Raw genomic sequence first — 15906 nt, 5'->3', positions numbered from 1 at the left:
CGTGGGCGGCCATGCTTGAGGGATGGGGAAGCTGCGCATTCGCGACGCCATCCACGGGGATCTGGTCTTCGAGGGCGAGCTCGGCGAGCTCATGAGGGCGCTCATCGATACGCCGATCTTCCAGCGTCTTCGCCATGTGCACCAAAATGGGCTGACCCACATGGTGTTTCCTGGCGCGGAGCACTCTCGCTTCGTGCACTCGATCGGCGTGGCTGGGGTGGCGCAGCGGATGCTCGACGCGATCGAGGCGAACTCGGGAGAGACGTTCGAGCAAGGTGTGCGTGAAGCGACGGTTGTCGCGGCGCTACTCCACGACGTTGGCCATGCACCCTTCTCCCATACATTCGAAGAGATCGTTGGTCGCGACAAATTCGACCATGAGAAAATGGGAGTGAGGATCATCGAGGGTGATGAAGAGGGAGGCTTGAGGATGATCCTCGAGTGTCATCGGAAAGGGATGAGCAAGGGTGTCGCAGATTACATTCGCGGGAGCTCCAAGAGCTGGGCCAAGGCCATCGTCTCGAGCCAACTCGACGCGGACCGCCTGGACTACGTGCGTCGTGACGCGACCCTCGCGGGAATCGACAACCTTCGCCCCGACATCACCCGACTGATCGAGAACCTCACCTTGTACAAGGACCCGTCCTCGGGCCAGGACAAAGTCGTGGTCTACGACAAGGCCTTCGATGTCGTCGAGAGTGTGCTGCTGGCCCTCGATCACCTCTACGGCCGGGTCTATTTTCATAAGGCGGTGCGTGCGGCGACAGTCTTGCTCGAGGCATTGATTCGCCGCGCTGTAGAAATTGAGGGCAAGGCGTTTCCTGACAAAAGTGAAGTGTTCTGCAGGCTGTGCTCCGAAGGCGGCCGGATCTCGTTGAGTGACTATGTCGACGCTACTGAAGCCACGTTGTGGTGTCACGTCTCGCGTTGGAGGCGGGAGTCCTGGGTTGACCCTGTTTTGCATCATTTGGCCAAGTGTCTGGTTGGTCGAAAATTCCCCAAGACGCTCGAACTTCCCTATGACAACAACCTCGCCGTAGTCGACCTGCATGACAAAGCTATAAACCTAGTGAAGGAGCATTACGGCGAGGACTGGATCCCTTATCTGGTTAAACTCGACGACTCCATTCGGGTCAACTACAGGCGCTTCCAGGCTGGGGCAAAAATGCATGAGAAGGAGCCGATCTGGCTATACTCGCCCTCGTCTTCATCCGAGAACAGCCGGATCCTCGCCATCGAAGACGAGCCGCGCTCGAATGTCCGCATCGGCGGCGAGCGGATCTACAAGGGCCGGCTCTACGCGCCCAAAGAGGTGATCCGCGAGCTGCGCGGCTACGCGGAGCGCAAGAAGATCAAGCTCTAGAGCGGCAATCAGTTTGGAGGCGCGCTCTCAGGTGCGTCTGGGAGCCGCGCTGGGTTCCTCCACGGGCTCCTAGTCCGCCGCCGCCTGAGCCGGCGTCGGGATCACCCCCACCGGCAGGTGCGACGTCGCGGCCAGGGCCGAGCCGATGCTCGACACCCACAGCCGCTCCACCGTCCCCAGGTGCCGCGACCCGCAGATGATCATGCACCCATCGAGCTCCCGCGCGGCCGTGATCAGCTGCGTCACCGCCGAGCCGTCCACGGTCACGATCTTCGCGTCGAGGTCGTTTTGGGCCCGCCAGGCCTCGAGGTCGCGGACGCCGATCTCCCGGCGCTTGTGGTGGATGTCGTCCCAGGCGCCCTCGGGCAGGTAGGGCAGGCCCGTGGGCGAGCCCGCGTCGAAGGCGTGGACGAGGCGGACGCTGCGGCCGATGGCGCGGCCGAGGCGGATCGCAAAGCGGGCCGCGGTGGCGCTGGGCTCGTCGAGGGTGACGGCGCAGACGATCGGGCCGGCGCCGAGGTGGCGCAGCTCCAGGTCCGGGGGGACGACGAAGACCGGCGAGTCGAGGCGGCGCAGGAGCTTGCGGGCGACGCGGCCGAGGCGGACCAGGGCGAGGTCGTCTCCCTTGGCGCGGCGGCCGATGATCAAGCCGACGGTGCCCGCGAGGGCGCCGGCGGTGGCCAGGGACTCGACGACGTCCTGGGTCTCGACGGCGTCGACGTGGGCGAAGGCCTCGCGGGCGCCGCGGGCGGCCAGGCCGGCGTCGGCGGCCTTCCTGGCGTTGCCCAGGACCTGGGCCCGGGCGCCGGCCTCGGGCAGGTCGAGGAGCGAGGCGTCGACCATGTGCAGGCCCTCGATGCTCAGCTCGTGGCCGAGCTCGCCGCCCTTGTCTTGCTCGTGCAGCCAGCGCGCGAAGTTGATGGCGCCGTGGCTGTGCGGGCGCAGGTCCAGGGCCACGACCCAGCGCATCAGGTCTTTTTGGATCTCGTGATGTTCGCTCATGGAGTCGGCTCCGCGGGGGTCGAGATGGGCAGGACGAGCACGGGGCAGGGCGCGCGCCGGACCACGCGCTCGGCGACGGAGCCGATCATCCACCGGCGCAGGCCGGCCTTGCCCTTGCTGGGGATCACGATCAGCTCGGCGTCGACCTCACGGGCGACGTCGATGATCTCGCTGGCCGGATCGCCGACGTGGACCCGGCGCTGGGCCTCGCCGATGCCGGCCGTGGACAGCTGCTTGGCGAGGGCCTCGTCGGCGTGGGCGACGAGCTTCTTGTTGTCTAGCTTGCCGAGCACGACCCCGGGCGAGGCGGACTCGAGGGGCGGGACCACGTGCAGCACGTAGAGCCACTTGGGACCGGCGACCAGGCTGCGGGCGGTCTCCAGGGCCTCGATGGAGGCGGCGGAGAAGTCGAAGGGGAGCAAGACGATCTGCTCGCGCTTGTCATCGAGGGTCCAGGGCATGGGGCTCCAGTCTACTGCAAGCTCACTGCGGCCTGGGACCGCGCAGGACCAGCACGGGACAAGGTGCCAGCCGAACCACGCGCTCGGCGGTCGAGCCGATCAGCCAGCGGTCGAAGCCGCGGCGGGCGTGGGAGGAGATCACGACCAGCTCGATCTGCTCGCGCTCGGCGAAGCTGACGATCTCGGCGGCGGGATCGCTGGACACGCGCACGTGGGCCTCGAACTGGGGGACCCCGGCGTCGGTGATGGCCTCGCGCAGAGCGTCGAAGCCCTGGGCGATGGCTCGCTCCTCGTCGAAGGGGCCGCGCAGCAGCCGGCCGGGGGCGGTGACCGGCGGCGGGGTGATCACGTGGAGCACCGACACGCCGCCGCCCTCGGGCTCGTCGAGGTCGGGGACGAAGCTGCGCGCGACCTGCAGGGCTTTGCGCGAGGCCTCGCTGAAGTCGAAGGGCACCAAGACGGCGCGCTTGTGTAGCGTCCAGCTAGCGACGGGGTCGTCGGGCAGCGTGCTCATGGTCAGGACCCGTAATCCGGCGGTACGACGGCCACGGGGCAGACGGCGCTGGCGGCCAGCTCGCTGCCCACGGAGGTCACGAACAGGCGCTCGACGGCGTTGAGCTTGCGCGAGCCCGAGACGATCATCAGCGCCTTCTCCTGGGCCGCGAGGCGGCCGAGCTCCTCGGGCACGATGCCCTCGGTGACGACGCCGCGCAGGCCGGTGATCCCGTGCTGCGTGGCCCAGCGCTCCAAGGTCCGCTCGCCGCGGGTGCGCAGGTCGGCGCGGACCTGCTTGACCGACTCGGCGGGCAGGTAGCCCACGCTCCAGCCGTAGGGCATGGGCACGACGTGGGCCAAGATCAGCTCGCGGCGCAGCTCGTCGGCGAGCTCGAGGGCGAAGCGGGCGGCGCCCAGCGAGTCCTCCTGGGCGTCGCAGGCCAGGATGATCGGCCCCTTGCCGACGTCGGCGGCGCGCAGGTCCGGGGGCACGACCAAGGTGGGCGCCGTCAGCTTGCGCAGCAGCCGACGCGCGACGCCGCCGAGGCGCAGCAGCTGATCTTTGCCGCGCGGCGCCAGGCGGCCGATGATCAGCCCGCTCGCGGCCCTCGCCTTGCTGGCGAGGACGTCCTCGGGCGTGCCCGCGTCGACGAGCTGGAGATCGGTCAGCGGCGTCTCGTCGCCGGCGCGCTGGAGCGTGCTGGCGACCGCGTCCTCGGCCAGGCTCACGGCTTGCTCGCGCTTGTCGGCGCTCGCCAGCAGCCCGAGCTGGTCTTGCTCGATCACGTGGACGGGCACCAAGCTGGCGTCGCCCGTCTTGTCGAGCTCTGCCTGCAGCCAGCGCGCGAACACGAGCGGACCCTCGGCGCCCTCGCGCAGGTCCAGACCCAGGATCCAGGAGGAGGATGACGACATCAGCTCTGTTTTCCCTCGGGACGGCGCAGATTGCATCCTGAGCGCAAAAAATTCGCATATCAGAAAAACATGCGGACGTAGTTTGCATGCGCATTTCTTGCGCAGTAAACCGGTTCACTTTGGCCAAGTTTGAGGGCTTGATAGCGAGGATGAGCGACAAGAAGAAGGCGCGCGCCCGGATCTTGGTGGTCGACGACGAGACCGCAGCCCGCTCCGCGCTGACCGAACTTCTCCGCGAGGAAGGCTTCGACGTGCAGTCCGCGGGGGACGGCTTCAAGGCCCTGGGTCGCCTCGACAACTGGACGCCCGATGTCGTGATCACCGACCTCAAGATGCCGGGCATGAACGGCATCCAGCTGATGGAGAAGCTCCGCGAGCGGATCTCGGACATCTCCGTGGTCGTGATGACGGCCTTCGGCACGGTCGAGAGCGCGGTCGAGGCGATCCAGCAAGGTGCAAACGACTACCTCACCAAGCCACTGCATTTGGGTCAGCTTTTGGTGGTCGTCGAGCGTGTCCTCGAGCGCCGCGCGCTGATGCTCGAGACGGAGCGCCTGCGCGATGAGCTCGCGGCGCGCAGCACCGAGGAAGAAGAGATCGACTACCCCGGGCTGATCGGCCGCTCGCGTGCCTTTCGCGACATGATGAGCCTGGTCGAGCAGGTCGCGGGCTCCGACGCCTCGGTGCTCTTCGTGGGCGAGAACGGCACGGGCAAGGAGAAGGTCGCGCACACGCTCCACGAGCTCAGCAACCGCAAGCAGGGGCCCTTCGTGCCGGTGCACTGCGGCTCCATGAGCGAGGAGATGCTCGAGCGCGAGCTCTTTGGCTACGAGGCCGGCGCGGTGGCTGGGGCGGGCGAGCGCCGCGAGGGTCGCTTCGTCCAGGCCAAGGGCGGCACCTTGTTCCTCGACGAGGTCGCGGATCTACCCGTGGCGACGCAGGCCAAGATCGTCCGCGCCCTGCAAGAGGGGAGCATCGAGCGCATCGGCGGCACCGAGCCCGTACCCATCGACGTGCGCCTGGTCGCGGCCAGTGATCGCGAACTCCACGACGAGGTCCAGGCCGGGGCCTTTCGCGAGGACCTCTTCTATCGCCTCAACGTGATCTGCATCCGCGTGCCGACCTTGCGCGAGCGCCGTGACGACGTGCCGCTGCTGGCGATGCACTTCCTCAAGCGCCACGCCCGGGCCAACGGCAAGGCGCTCGGCAGCTTCACCGAGCGGGCCCTGGGCGTGCTGCTCAACTTCGACTGGCCGGGCAACATCACCCAGCTCGAGAACTGCATCGAGCGCGCCGTGGTCCTCGCCCGCGGCGACGAGATCGAGCCGCGCGAGCTGCCGCGCGAGCTGATGACCTCGGGGCGGACGGGCGACGAGATGCCCCAGGTGCCCGGGGCGAGCCTGCGCGAGCTCGAGCGCTTTGCGATCCTCAAGACCCTCGAGCACGTCGGCGGCTCGACCTCCAAGGCCGCGCGGATCTTGGGGATCTCGCCGCGCAAGATTCAGTATCGGCTCAACGAGTATCGCGAAGAGGACATGGCCGCGACGACCCCACGCAGCGGCGGCCCGCGCTGAGCAGGAGCAGCGGGCAGCGGGCAGCGGGCGCGCACGCGAAGCCGGGGCTTGGCGCGCGTGCTCGATGCCGCTCAGCTACTGGGCGCGGGCGAGCTCGATCAGCAGGGCCTGGAGCTCGGCGTAGTTGTCCGCCTCGGTGATCGGGTGATCCGTGAGGTTGTAGACCGCGGCGAGCTCACCCTCGGCGTCGAGGATCACCACGTCACGGTAGGCCGGCGCCCAGATCCCCCACCAGTCGGCGCTGACGGAGTCCTGAAGCCAGGGGATGTCGCGGCCCTCGCAGGTGGCCGCGTTGCCTGCCGAGTAGCCGGCCGCGTTGACGCCGAGGATGGCGATGGCGAGCTCCGGGTGGTCCTCGGCGAGCTCGGCCTGGAGGTCATCGAGGCGCCCGAACTGGGCGCGACAGAAGCCTCATGTGGCGTGGCCGAAGTACCACGCGGAGATCGAGCCGGCGTAGTCGTCGGGGTGGACGTCGCGCTCGAAGCTCGCGGAGGTCGGGTTGACGTCGGGGATGGCGGCGACGCTCAGGTCGACGGTCGGCTCACCGGCGGAGCCGGCACAGGCCGCGGTGGTGAGCGCGAGCGCCAGCGGCAGCGCGAAGAGCAGCGTGCGGCGAAGGGGCATGGCTGGATTCTACACGGCTTGGGCTCGACCCGAGGGCGCGAGCTCGTCCGGGCTCGAGGGGGAGGCGTGGGAATTCAGCTCACGGCAGCGCCGGCCGCGGCCGCGCGCGTGTCGATGATCGCCTGCATGTCGAGCAGCCCCTTGGCGTCGGCCAGCGGCCCGAGCTCGGGGTCGCCGCCGACGAGGCGGACATAGGCCAAGTTGGTGCCGAGGCTGAACGCGAGCTTGGTGTTCATCCAGCTCAGCTCCTGGCTGAGGCGGTCGCGGTAGGTGATCGCGGCTTCGATGACCTTGGCGACGGGCCGGGACAAAAAGCAGAGCAGGGCGATCTCGTCGTACTCGGCCATGCCCACGCGGACGCCCGCCTTGCGCAGGCCCTTGGCGAGGGCCTCGAAGCGGTCGGCGATCAGCTCGGGGTCGATGCCGGCGAGGGCGAGCACGTTGCTCGCGGTCTGGAGGGGATCGCCCTGCCACATCCGCCTGTGGTCGCTCAAGGTCTTGTAGATGGCCGCTGCCCGGGCGGCGAGGACCTCTGGGGGGTCGTCCTGGAAGCTCAAGAACGCGCAGGCCGGGATGTCTTCGGGGCCGGTCAGCAGCCAGTGGTGGGACTTCATGGCGTCGTAGATCGCCTTGACCCGCTCGAGGCGCAGGAGGTCGATGGGCGCGAGCGCGCCGCGGGTGCGCAGGGCCAGCACCGTGAGCGCGCGGTAGACGTGCGGGCGGCGAAAGCCGAGCTCGTTCATCATCGCGTTGGCGCGCTCGAGCTCGTCGCAAAACGCGTCCGCGTCGTCGCCGAGCTTGAGCAGGGCCGAGGCCAGGAGCAGGCGCATGGGCGCGGCGATGCCCGAGTACCAGGGCAGGCGAGCGTCGAGGCCCGCGCGCAGCTCGACCACGTCGCGGGTGATCTCGGCGGGGTCGCCGGGGGTCAGGACCAAGTTGACGGCGACGAAGCGCAGCGGCACGCGGTCGCCGAGCAACCCGCGGGTCTGCTCGAGGGCTTGTTCGAGCGCGAAGAAGCGCGACAGGGGATCGGCGATGAAGCCGGGGCCAACGTCTTCGGATCCGCGGAAGGGCATGGATACAGGATGACACGATGATCGTCGCGCGCTCCTCTGAGTGCACATGAAAACGGGACTTGGCTCGGGAGCCTGTGTTACACGCGACGACGGTGTTTTTCGACGCCCCGCGTTTCGCTTCGCTCGCGACCTTCGTGGCCAACTCGACCACGGCCAAGGTGTGGACGATCTCCATCCTGCTCAGCACTGGGCCCATTGCTTGTAAGAGCGAGCACGCGGAAAAACAGCGAGGATCAAATGACGCGCAGTCAGGCGAGCGCGAGGTCCAGCGCGACGCGAAGCCGCGGCCGGATCCCGTGCTGATTCAGCTCGCCCCCGCGGCGGATCCAATCACCGCACCTTTGACCGGTTGGACGCGCGCGCACTATCAGGCGATCTTCGCCCGGCTATTGGTGGGCTTCGTCGAGCACCGCAGCCCCGAGGGCGCGCGCACGCGCTATCCGGGCGGCGAGCACATGCCGGCGGCCATGGAGGGGGCGATCCGCATGCTCCCGGCCCTCGGCGCCTGGCTCGCCTGCGACTGCAACCCCGAGCGCGTGATCGTCGAGGGCCGCGAGCTCGACGTCCTGGCGATCGCCCGGGAGATCATCGTCTCGGGCACGGACCCGCGCAGCCGCGACTACTGGCGGCCGATCAGCCACGGCTGGGACCAGCGTCAGGTCGAGGCGGCCGCGGTGGCCGAGTTCCTGGTGCGGACCAAGGCGAAGATCTGGGCGCGCCTCGACGCGCAGGAGCAGGCCCAGGTCATGGCCTGGTTGCGCCCGGCCGAGGAGCCCCTGGCCGCGAATTGGCTGGCCCTGCAGATCACCCGCAACACCGCGCGCGCGGCCCTGGACCTGCCCTATCCCGAGGACGCCCTGCGCGAGCAGCTGGATCGGATCGAGGCCGACTACGTCGGCGATGGCTTTTATCGCGACGGCTACGCGCACCGCTTCGATTGGTACAACGGTCTGGTCACCCACGCCGAGCTGAGCTTTTGGCGAGCGACCCTCGGGGCGCGCGAGCCCGAGCGAGCGGCACGGCTGGCGGCGAGGACTCGGGCCTACCTCGGGCAGCTGCCCTACTTGATGGACAAGGAGGGCCGCGTGGCGCCGATCGGTCGCTCGCTGGGCTACCGCAGCGCCGTGCTCGCGGGCCTTGAGGCCTCGGTGCTCGCTGGCGACACCTTCATGGCCCCGGGCCTGGCGCGGCGGATGTGCTCGGGCAGCCTGCGCTACTTCGAGGAGGCCGAGCTCTTCGACGCCGACGCCACGCTGACGATCGGCTATCAAGGCGACCAACCTCGGGTGGCCGAGGCCTACCTGCGCCCAGGCTCGCAGTACTACCTGACCCGGGCCCTGCAGGTGCTGGCGCTGCCGCCCGAGCACCCCTTTTGGGCCGAGATCGAGCAGCCCCTGCCCGCGGACCTCGGCGACTTCATGCGCGCGCTCCCGGGGCCGGGCTGGATGCTGGACCACGACCGGGCCATCGATCGCCGGGAGCCCCAGGCGCGCGCCGGGGCCGGCCTGATCCTGCACAACGCCCGCTCGAGCACCGAGAAGGCCAGCTACTACGCGCGCTACAAGAAGCTCGGCTACGGCGCGTGGCAGTGGTTCGCCGGGCGCAGCGAGGGCCGCGAGAGCTACGACTCGCTGGTGGTCAGCGCCAGCGAGGGTCGCTTCACCCGGCGACGCTCGGCGCCCCAGGCCTGGTCCGTGGCCCCGGGCTTCGCGTGGCTGCGCTACGCCATGGCGCCGGAGGCCGAGGTCGATCCCGGCGGCTTGATCGACGACGACGACGCGCTCGGGGAGGGCAGCGAGCCCAGTGGAGGGGATCCCGACGCGCCGCCGGCAGACTGGCACTTCATCTCGACGGCCGCGCTGACGGCCATGCCCGGCCGCGCCGACCCTGCGGGCGCGCGGCCGATCGTCCGCTTGAGCTGCGTCGAGGCCAGCAGCGTCGAGGTGGCGCGGCCCTACGCGGGCAGCTTCGCCATCGCTCACGGCGAGGGCGCGGTCCGCCTGGGTGGGGGCGCGCAGCTGTGGCGCTACATCGAGAGCGGCCCGCGAGACCCCTGGGCGAAGGGGGCGGTGCTGCTCGCGGGCCTGGTGGGCTGGGGTCGCGCCGGCATCAACCTCGACTTCCCCGCCTCGCCGGCGCACGTCCTGGTCGATGACGCGGCCTTCGTGGGTCTGGGCCTGGCCAAGGGCGATCCAGGCGTCGCGCCCGGGACCAGGCGCTGCTTTGCGAGCCTCGAGCAGAGCAGCGAGCGCGACTTTCCTCCGGCGGAGGTGCTCGCGTCCACGCCCGCGGTGGTCTTCGACGGATCCGAAGCGCGCGTCGAGTGGCCGGCGGGAGGCTGGACCTGGGTCGAGCTCGGCGAGGACGTCGGCGAGCGGACGCTGGTGTTGCGCGTGGACGCAGCTGCGCCCAAAGAGCCCGACGCGAGCGCAGACGATGGGCGGGCCCCAGCCGAGGGGTCCGAGCGAGACCTCCCCGGTGAGGCGTCGGGCTCACAGGGGAGCTCGTCGTCGAGCTTGGAGCGAGCAGGCCTGCGCGCGAGCGGGCCGCTGCGCATGGTCTGGGTCAGCGAGGGCGACGACCCGATCGAATTCGTGGCGGTCGGTCTGCGCAGCCTGAGCGACGCGAATGGCCCGATCCTCGCGGCCATCGGCGACGCGCCCCTGGGCCTGGTCGCCTGCCACGGCGACGGTGAAGACTGGCGCTGCGAGGCCGACGGGCCGCTGCGCCTGCGTGTGGACAGCGGCGAGGACACGGCCGAGCTGCGCCTGCGCGAGAGCGGCTGGTGGGGCGTGGGCGGGGCGACCTTGGAGGCGAAGGCCGAGGTCCCTGTCCGCGAGGGGGTGATCCGCGTGGAGCCTCGCGCCCACGGGCTGGGGCCCGGCGCGCGCGAGACGACTACGGTGATGTTCGACGTTCGCGGCTGAGCGCTTTTCGGGGTCGAAGGCGTCGTGTTGTGTCGGGCTGGTACGCCTTGGTGCTCCATGGTGACGGCGACTTCCAGATCACCGTGAAGCCCGACGACTGAGCACCTTCGGGCGGGCTGCCTCGACCCATGACCTGCTAAGGTCGCCCCGTGCTCCAGCGTGCCAGCATCTTCCCGCCCGAGATCATCCACGGCTTCTCCACCCGCGTCGGCGGCGTCAGCCAGGGTCGCTTTGCGACCATGAACCTCGGCGGCCGCTGGGGCGACGCGCCCGAGGCCGTGGAGGAGAACCTGCGCCGCCTGGCGGAGGCCGGTGGCTACGAGCCCGCGTCCATGGTCCGCGTCCGCCAGGTTCATGGCGCGGAGGTCATGGCCGTCGGCGAGGTCGGCCCGGGCAGCGAAGCCGACGGGCTGTGGACTCATGCAGGGCACGCGTGGTCGGGGCCTGGGGCGGCGCCGGTGCTCGGGGTCATGACGGCCGACTGCGTGCCCTTGCTGCTTGTCGATCGCGCGGGCACGGTCGCGGCGGCCGTGCACTCGGGCTGGCGGGGGACCGTGGCCAACATCGCCGGGGAGGCGGTGGCGCGCCTCGTCGAGGGCGGCGGGGTCGCGGCCTCACAGCTGCTCGCGGCCATCGGCCCGTGCATCGAGCTCGACGCCTTCGAGGTCGGCGAGGAGGTGGCCGAGCAGTTCGAGGCGCGCTTCGTCGCTCGGGCGGGCTACGCCAAGCCCCACGTGGACCTCGTCGCCTGCGTCCGCGCGCAGCTCGAGGCCGCGGGGCTCCCCCCCAACCAAATCGAACGCGTGGGCGCATGCACCCACGCGAATCCGGGGCTCTACTTTTCCTACCGCCGCGACGGGGCGGGCATCGGCCAGCACCTGGCCTTCATCGGCCTGGCTCGCTGAGCGAAGCGCTGCCCAGCCCGCTGCTCGAGCAGCGGTCCAGCAGCGGGCTACTCGGCGGGAGCCTCGGCCGCGGCCGGGTCCTTCTGCTTCTTGTCGAAGTCCATCTCCTTGGGGTCCGTGAAGGCCCCGACGACGGACATGACGGCGATCCAGATGAAGAAGAGCCCGAAGAGCCCCATCATGGTCAGCATGCCGATGGAGGCAGGCGTCGTGAGCTTGACCTGAGCGGCCTCGCGCTCCCACTTGTTGTCTTGGATATCTGCGACGGACATCTTCGCCTCGAGAGGTGATGAAGGGACACCGGAAACTATCATGTCCTACATCACAGGATCCAGCCCCGCGTGCCCAAGCTGGGCTCAAAGTCCCGCGCGAAGCCCGTAGCCGGGCGTCGAAGCACGCTCGCGTGGTGTCGCGAGCGCGCTGGATCCGCCTCGCACACGCTGACGCCGAGTCGAGGCGCTGGCGCCCGGGGCGAGGTGCTGGCGCCTCGAGCCCCGAGTCGGCCCGGCGGGGCTCGGCTCAGTGTGTGTCGTCGACGAGCTTGCCGGTGCACAGGTCATAGACCTGCCCGGGCAGCCCGATGCGAAAGCCCAGGGCTTCGACCTGGGCGCGGTGGATCTCGATGTCGTCCTCGTGATGCATGAGGACCATCTTGTGGCGGATCGACTCGGGCAGCTTCTCGAGCAGGGAGAAGGCGCCGTGGACCTGGCCGGGGTAGTCGGTGAAGGTGCAGTCGTGGAAGTAGATGGTGGTCCGCGACTCGATGGAGCCGAGGAACTCGGCGTCGACGGTCGAGTCGCCGCTCCACCACGCGATCTTGTCGGGCTCGCCCTCGCCGCCGACGTGGAACTCGAGCGAGGTCGAGGGCTTGCCGGGGACGTGCTCGTTCTCTCGCGCGATCACCTGGAGGCTGCCGCAGTCGAAGGTCTCGCTGTGTCGCCAGGGGTTGTGCGCAGGCGGCTCCCAGCTGCTCGGCTCGATGACCTCGAAGTAGGCTTCGAGGGTGCCGGCGCGCGGGTTGCCGTCGATGGCGATGTAGCGCAGCGAGGCCGCCATGCTCTCCCAGACCTCGTCACGGACCGCGCTGTGGGCGATGAAGTGCGGGCGGGGGCCGCCGGCCATGATCGCCGGGACGCCGGCGGCGGCCTGGTAGTAGCGCTGGAAGGCGAAGTCCTCGAGGCCGTAGATGTGATCCCCGTGGACGTGGGTGACGAGCTGGCCGGCGAGCTGATGCCAGTCGAGGCCGGCCTCCCACAGCTGGTCCGGCGCCTGGCGCCCGCAGTCGATCAACCACCGCTCGCCATTGGGGAGCGCCAGCATCGAGCAGGTCGTCCCGTAGCGGCGAGAGAACGCGCCCCCGGTGCCGAGGAAGCGCAAGGTGGTCGAGCCAGCGGCCACGGTCGGAGCATTGTACAGCGTTGCCGACGGATCCAAAGAGGCACGCGAATTTCGAGGCCCGCGCGGGCGTCTTCGCCGGTCAGCTCGCGGCCGATGTGGCACGCTGACGCTGACGCTGACGGAGCTTGGTCGTCAGGGCCCACCCATTGAGCAGGACGATGGCGAGGACCAGCAGGAACATCAGGGCCGACGGCCACACGTCGAAGGGGCGCTGATCGACCATCAGCAGGTAGCCCTCGGGGTCGATGTTCAGCTGCCGCTCCACGCGGATGGCCGCGATGAAGGCGGCCGGCAGCGCCAGGCGGCCGTCGACGAGCGCGACCTCGCGCAGCGTCTCGCCCTCGAGGGCCCAGCCGGTCTCGGCCTTGTTGTCGCCATAGGTAAAGCTCGCGCTTTCGCCCTTGGCCTGAAGATCACCAGCCTCGACCAGGTAGGTCGCCCGGCGGGGCAAAACCAGGGCGCCTTGCTTGGGATCGGCACCGGCGAGGTCCTTGCCACCGTTGAGGGCGCGAGTCATGCGCTGGAAGACCTCGACCTCGGCGTCGGGGCCGACCCAGACCGCGAACACCCAGAACATCGAGCGCTTCTCGACGAAGGCCCAGGGCACGCCGAGCTCCGCGATCGCCGCCTCGGCATCGGCCTGGGTCTTCCAGGTGTCGAGGCCGAGCTGGGCCATACCCACCGGGAGGCGGGCGATGATCCGCAGTTGCTCCGCGTCGCCCAAGGTGGTGGTGCCGCCGTCGGCGAGCGCGACCTCGGGGCCGCCGGCGAGGACCGAGGTGGGGTCGAGATCGACGGCGTCGACGACTTCTTCGGCGTCGAAGAACTGCTGGAGCTTCTCCCACTGGGGCGTGGACTTCAGCCGGACCATGCGCCCGGAGAACTCGCCGGGGAACTCGTTGGTGGCCTTCTCGGTGGTCCGGGGCACCGCGACGAAGAGCGCGGCGTCGGCCTCGATCAGCCGCATGAAGCCGATCCAGCTGTCCCGGCCCTGCATGCGCGCGGCGTGCTGGACGTCGGGGTCACCCTCGATGTGGACCCACTCGTTGTCGAAGCGCTCGCTGAACTCGCCGTCTTTGTAGATGTCCCCGACCCGGCCGAGGTCGCGCGGCTCGCTCTGGGTCGCGTGCAAGAAGTAGGCGAAGTCGTTCCAGGTCGCGACCAGCAAGAACAGCCCGACGATGATCACCGCGACCGAGATGATCGGCGAGCGCCCCCAGCCGACCTTGCTGCGCATCCCCGCCTCTTCTTGGGTGAAGGGCCGGTCTCCCCGGGTGGGGTCGCCCCCAGGGTCGCCCGCGGCGGCTCGCGCGGCGGCGATCTCTCGATCGAAGCCGTCCCTGTCCAAGTCGTCGAGATCGTCCAGATCATCGAGATCGTTCTGATCACCGTCTCGATCGTCGAGAGCGTCGCTCTCGTCTTCGCGCTTGAGGTCCTCGGGCTCGCTCACGGGGACCTGGCTATACCACGACGCGGCGCTGTGGGCTGTCACGTCGACCGGACGCCCGGAGGGGGCGAAGGTTCCTCGGGAATCGCCTGCCCGCCCCGGAGCGTCCGCTCTAGGAGCCCGTGGTGGAACCCAGCGCGGCTCCTGGCGCCGGGATTTTTGTCGAGGGCGCGAAGCCAAAACGCCGCTGTACCGGGCGTACTGCAAGTTTTGGCGACAAAGCCTTCGGCGAAAAGACCAAGCCAGGTGTCGTGTTGGGTTTCACCACGGGCTCCTAGGACTACTTGGTCAGATGGGGATCGACAACGATCCCCAGCTGTGATCTGCTGCGGGGGTGACTCCAGAACAAATCTCCCGGGTGGGGGCCGAACTCGAGGAGTTTCTCGGCTACATCACTCATCAGATGGGTCGCAGCGAGCGGCGCGAGGCCCTCGCCAACTACATGCGTGGGCTTCTCCTCGATGGCGAGCGCAAGAGCATGGTGCCCATCGCTCAGCGCCTCGCAGCCGCGCCCGGTGACAGCGAAGCCATCCGCCAGCGACTCCAGCAGGCGATCACGATCGCTGATTGGGACGAGTGGGAGCTGTTTCGCCGACTCGCCCTGCGCGTCGAGGACAAGCTCCCGGGCCTCGACGCCTTCGTCATCGACGACACCGGCTTCCCCAAGAAGGGCAAGCACTCCGTCGGGGTACAGCGTCAGTACTCGGGGACGATGGGCCGCGTCGACAATTGCCAGGTCGCAGCAAGCCTCCACCTCGCCAGCGAGGCGGGCGGCGCTTGCATCGGCATGCGCTTGTTTCTTCCCGAGGTCTGGGCCAACGACCCAAGGCGCCGGACCAAGGCAGGCGTCCCCGAGGAGCTCTCCCATCAAACGAAGCTCGAGCTCGGCCTCGGCATGCTCGACCGCGCCCTCGAATGGGGGCTCGCGCCTCGACCGGTGCTCGCCGACGCGGCCTACGGCGACTCGACGGAATTCCGCAAGGGACTCGAAGAACGCGGGCTCCACTACGTACTGCGCATCTCCGGCAACGCGGTCGTATGGCCGCCAGGGACGTGCCCGAGCCCTCCTCCGTCCAAAGCTCCCGGCACCAGGGGGCGGCCACGAACAAAGTGGGTCTCCCCCGAAGGAGTCGAGCCCGTCTCGGTCGAAGAGCTGGCGAAGAGCTTGCCTGCCAGGCGCTTCCGTCACGTCGAATGGCGCCACGGGACGCGCGGGCCTCAGCGGCGGCGCTTCGCGGTGCTACGCATCCGAACCGCGCACCGGCATCGGTCAGGGCACCCACCGGGTGAAGTGCAGTGGCTGCTGTGTGAGTGGTCCTACAAGAAGAAGGAGCCAACCGCGTTTTATTTGTCGAACTTGCCCGCGAAGACCACGGTCAAGAGGCTGGTCTACCTGGCCAAGCTTCGCTGGCGGATCGAACGGGACTACCAGGAGATGAAAGGGGAGCTCGGCCTCGACCACTTCGAGGGACGAACATGGCGAGGCTTCCACCACCACGTCGCCCTGGTCGCCGCGGCTCACGCCTTTCTCACGCTCCACCGCGTGATTTTTTCCCCGGAGGACCCGGAGGCGGAAAGCACAGCGAGCCGAGCCGGGGCTGACCATCCAGGCATTCCGAGCGTTGCTACAAGTGGTCCTGCTTCACTTGCTGGGTCACTGTCCCATGTGCGGACGTGACATCGACCCACGGGGGCCACCGATCAGGCCCTCGCGGATGT

Annotated in this window: 16 protein-coding genes; 6 read left to right on the top strand and 10 right to left on the bottom strand. The window is 69.2% G+C overall.

Annotated elements, in window-relative coordinates:
* Positions 1–22: 22 nt before the first annotated feature.
* Entirely contained in the window at positions 23–1363 is a 1341-nt protein-coding gene (locus G6O69_RS07985; protein WP_172302925.1) for an HD domain-containing protein, read from the top strand.
* Between the two features lie 69 nt (positions 1364–1432).
* Here the strand turns inward: G6O69_RS07985 and G6O69_RS07980 are convergent, their stop codons facing one another.
* The 4 genes from G6O69_RS07980 to G6O69_RS07965 are packed head-to-tail and all read right to left on the bottom strand — an operon-like array spanning position 1433 to position 4236.
* The gene (locus tag G6O69_RS07980) at positions 1433–2365 is read right to left on the bottom strand and encodes a universal stress protein (protein WP_172302924.1); all 933 of its coding nucleotides are present in this window, start codon (positions 2363–2365) and stop codon (positions 1433–1435) included.
* Positions 2362–2826: a universal stress protein gene (locus G6O69_RS07975; RefSeq protein ID WP_172302923.1), complete on the bottom strand. Its 465-nt coding sequence runs from the start codon at positions 2824–2826 to the stop codon at positions 2362–2364. The genes G6O69_RS07980 and G6O69_RS07975 overlap by 4 nt, the downstream gene beginning before the upstream one ends.
* Before the next feature lie 22 nt (positions 2827–2848).
* Positions 2849–3340: a universal stress protein gene (locus tag G6O69_RS07970; RefSeq protein WP_172302922.1), complete on the bottom strand. Its 492-nt coding sequence runs from the start codon at positions 3338–3340 to the stop codon at positions 2849–2851.
* Positions 3341–3342: 2 nt separating this feature from the next.
* On the bottom strand, positions 3343–4236 hold the full coding sequence (locus G6O69_RS07965; protein WP_172302921.1) for a universal stress protein: 894 nt from the start codon (positions 4234–4236) through the stop codon (positions 3343–3345).
* A 119-nt stretch (positions 4237–4355) separates the two neighbouring features.
* On the opposite strand from G6O69_RS07965, the gene G6O69_RS07960 reads away from it, so the two are divergent.
* Entirely contained in the window at positions 4356–5810 is a 1455-nt protein-coding gene (locus G6O69_RS07960) for a sigma-54 dependent transcriptional regulator (RefSeq protein WP_255215733.1), read from the top strand.
* A gap of 75 nt (positions 5811–5885) precedes the next feature.
* Here G6O69_RS07960 and G6O69_RS39905 read toward each other — a convergent pair whose 3' ends face one another.
* From G6O69_RS39905 to G6O69_RS07950, 3 genes are all read right to left on the bottom strand, one after another.
* Positions 5886–6008, bottom strand: coding sequence for a hypothetical protein (locus G6O69_RS39905; RefSeq protein ID WP_255215732.1), 123 nt, complete (start codon positions 6006–6008; stop codon positions 5886–5888).
* 213 nt (positions 6009–6221) lie between these two features.
* Positions 6222–6434, bottom strand: a complete 213-nt coding sequence (locus G6O69_RS07955; protein WP_172302919.1) for a hypothetical protein — start codon at positions 6432–6434, stop codon at positions 6222–6224.
* Positions 6435–6508: 74 nt separating this feature from the next.
* Complete coding sequence (locus G6O69_RS07950) at positions 6509–7510, bottom strand: DUF4003 family protein (protein ID WP_172302918.1); 1002 nt, start codon at positions 7508–7510, stop codon at positions 6509–6511.
* Between the two features lie 134 nt (positions 7511–7644).
* On the opposite strand from G6O69_RS07950, the gene G6O69_RS07945 reads away from it, so the two are divergent.
* Positions 7645–10437, top strand: a complete 2793-nt coding sequence (locus G6O69_RS07945; RefSeq protein ID WP_176396706.1) for a DUF2264 domain-containing protein — start codon at positions 7645–7647, stop codon at positions 10435–10437.
* Positions 10438–10586: 149 nt separating this feature from the next.
* Positions 10587–11342 (top strand): polyphenol oxidase family protein, encoded by a 756-nt coding sequence (locus tag G6O69_RS07940; protein WP_346017014.1) that lies wholly within the window; start codon positions 10587–10589, stop codon positions 11340–11342.
* 47 nt (positions 11343–11389) lie between these two features.
* Here G6O69_RS07940 and G6O69_RS07935 read toward each other — a convergent pair whose 3' ends face one another.
* The 3 genes from G6O69_RS07935 to G6O69_RS07925 form a co-directional block, all read right to left on the bottom strand.
* Entirely contained in the window at positions 11390–11614 is a 225-nt protein-coding gene (locus G6O69_RS07935) for a hypothetical protein (protein WP_172302916.1), read from the bottom strand.
* A 247-nt stretch (positions 11615–11861) separates the two neighbouring features.
* Complete coding sequence (locus G6O69_RS07930; protein WP_172302915.1) at positions 11862–12740, bottom strand: MBL fold metallo-hydrolase; 879 nt, start codon at positions 12738–12740, stop codon at positions 11862–11864.
* A gap of 79 nt (positions 12741–12819) precedes the next feature.
* Complete coding sequence (locus G6O69_RS07925) at positions 12820–14232, bottom strand: hypothetical protein (RefSeq protein ID WP_176396705.1); 1413 nt, start codon at positions 14230–14232, stop codon at positions 12820–12822.
* An 80-nt stretch (positions 14233–14312) separates the two neighbouring features.
* Here G6O69_RS07925 and G6O69_RS07920 point away from each other — a divergent pair, with 80 nt between their 5' ends.
* The gene (locus G6O69_RS07920; protein WP_176396660.1) at positions 14313–14465 is read left to right on the top strand and encodes a hypothetical protein; all 153 of its coding nucleotides are present in this window, start codon (positions 14313–14315) and stop codon (positions 14463–14465) included.
* Between the two features lie 56 nt (positions 14466–14521).
* Positions 14522–15865, top strand: coding sequence for an IS701 family transposase (locus G6O69_RS07915; RefSeq protein ID WP_172302544.1), 1344 nt, complete (start codon positions 14522–14524; stop codon positions 15863–15865).
* The last annotated feature ends 41 nt before the right edge of the window (positions 15866–15906 follow it).

Source organism: Pseudenhygromyxa sp. WMMC2535 (assembly GCF_011083025.2).
The sequence above is the reverse complement of the archived record's forward strand: the minus strand, read 5'-3'. Positions and strand labels throughout refer to the sequence as shown.

Coding starts and splice junctions, on each gene's coding strand:
- G6O69_RS07955 (WP_172302919.1), bottom strand. CDS start 6,434: ATGCCCCTTCGCCGCACGCTGCTCTTCGCGCTGCCGCTGGCGCTCGCG.
- G6O69_RS07935 (WP_172302916.1), bottom strand. CDS start 11,614: ATGTCCGTCGCAGATATCCAAGACAACAAGTGGGAGCGCGAGGCCGCT.
- G6O69_RS07950 (WP_172302918.1), bottom strand. CDS start 7,510: ATGCCCTTCCGCGGATCCGAAGACGTTGGCCCCGGCTTCATCGCCGAT.
- G6O69_RS07980 (WP_172302924.1), bottom strand. CDS start 2,365: ATGAGCGAACATCACGAGATCCAAAAAGACCTGATGCGCTGGGTCGTG.
- G6O69_RS07970 (WP_172302922.1), bottom strand. CDS start 3,340: ATGAGCACGCTGCCCGACGACCCCGTCGCTAGCTGGACGCTACACAAG.
- G6O69_RS07975 (WP_172302923.1), bottom strand. CDS start 2,826: ATGCCCTGGACCCTCGATGACAAGCGCGAGCAGATCGTCTTGCTCCCC.
- G6O69_RS07985 (WP_172302925.1), top strand. CDS start 23: ATGGGGAAGCTGCGCATTCGCGACGCCATCCACGGGGATCTGGTCTTC.
- G6O69_RS07965 (WP_172302921.1), bottom strand. CDS start 4,236: ATGTCGTCATCCTCCTCCTGGATCCTGGGTCTGGACCTGCGCGAGGGC.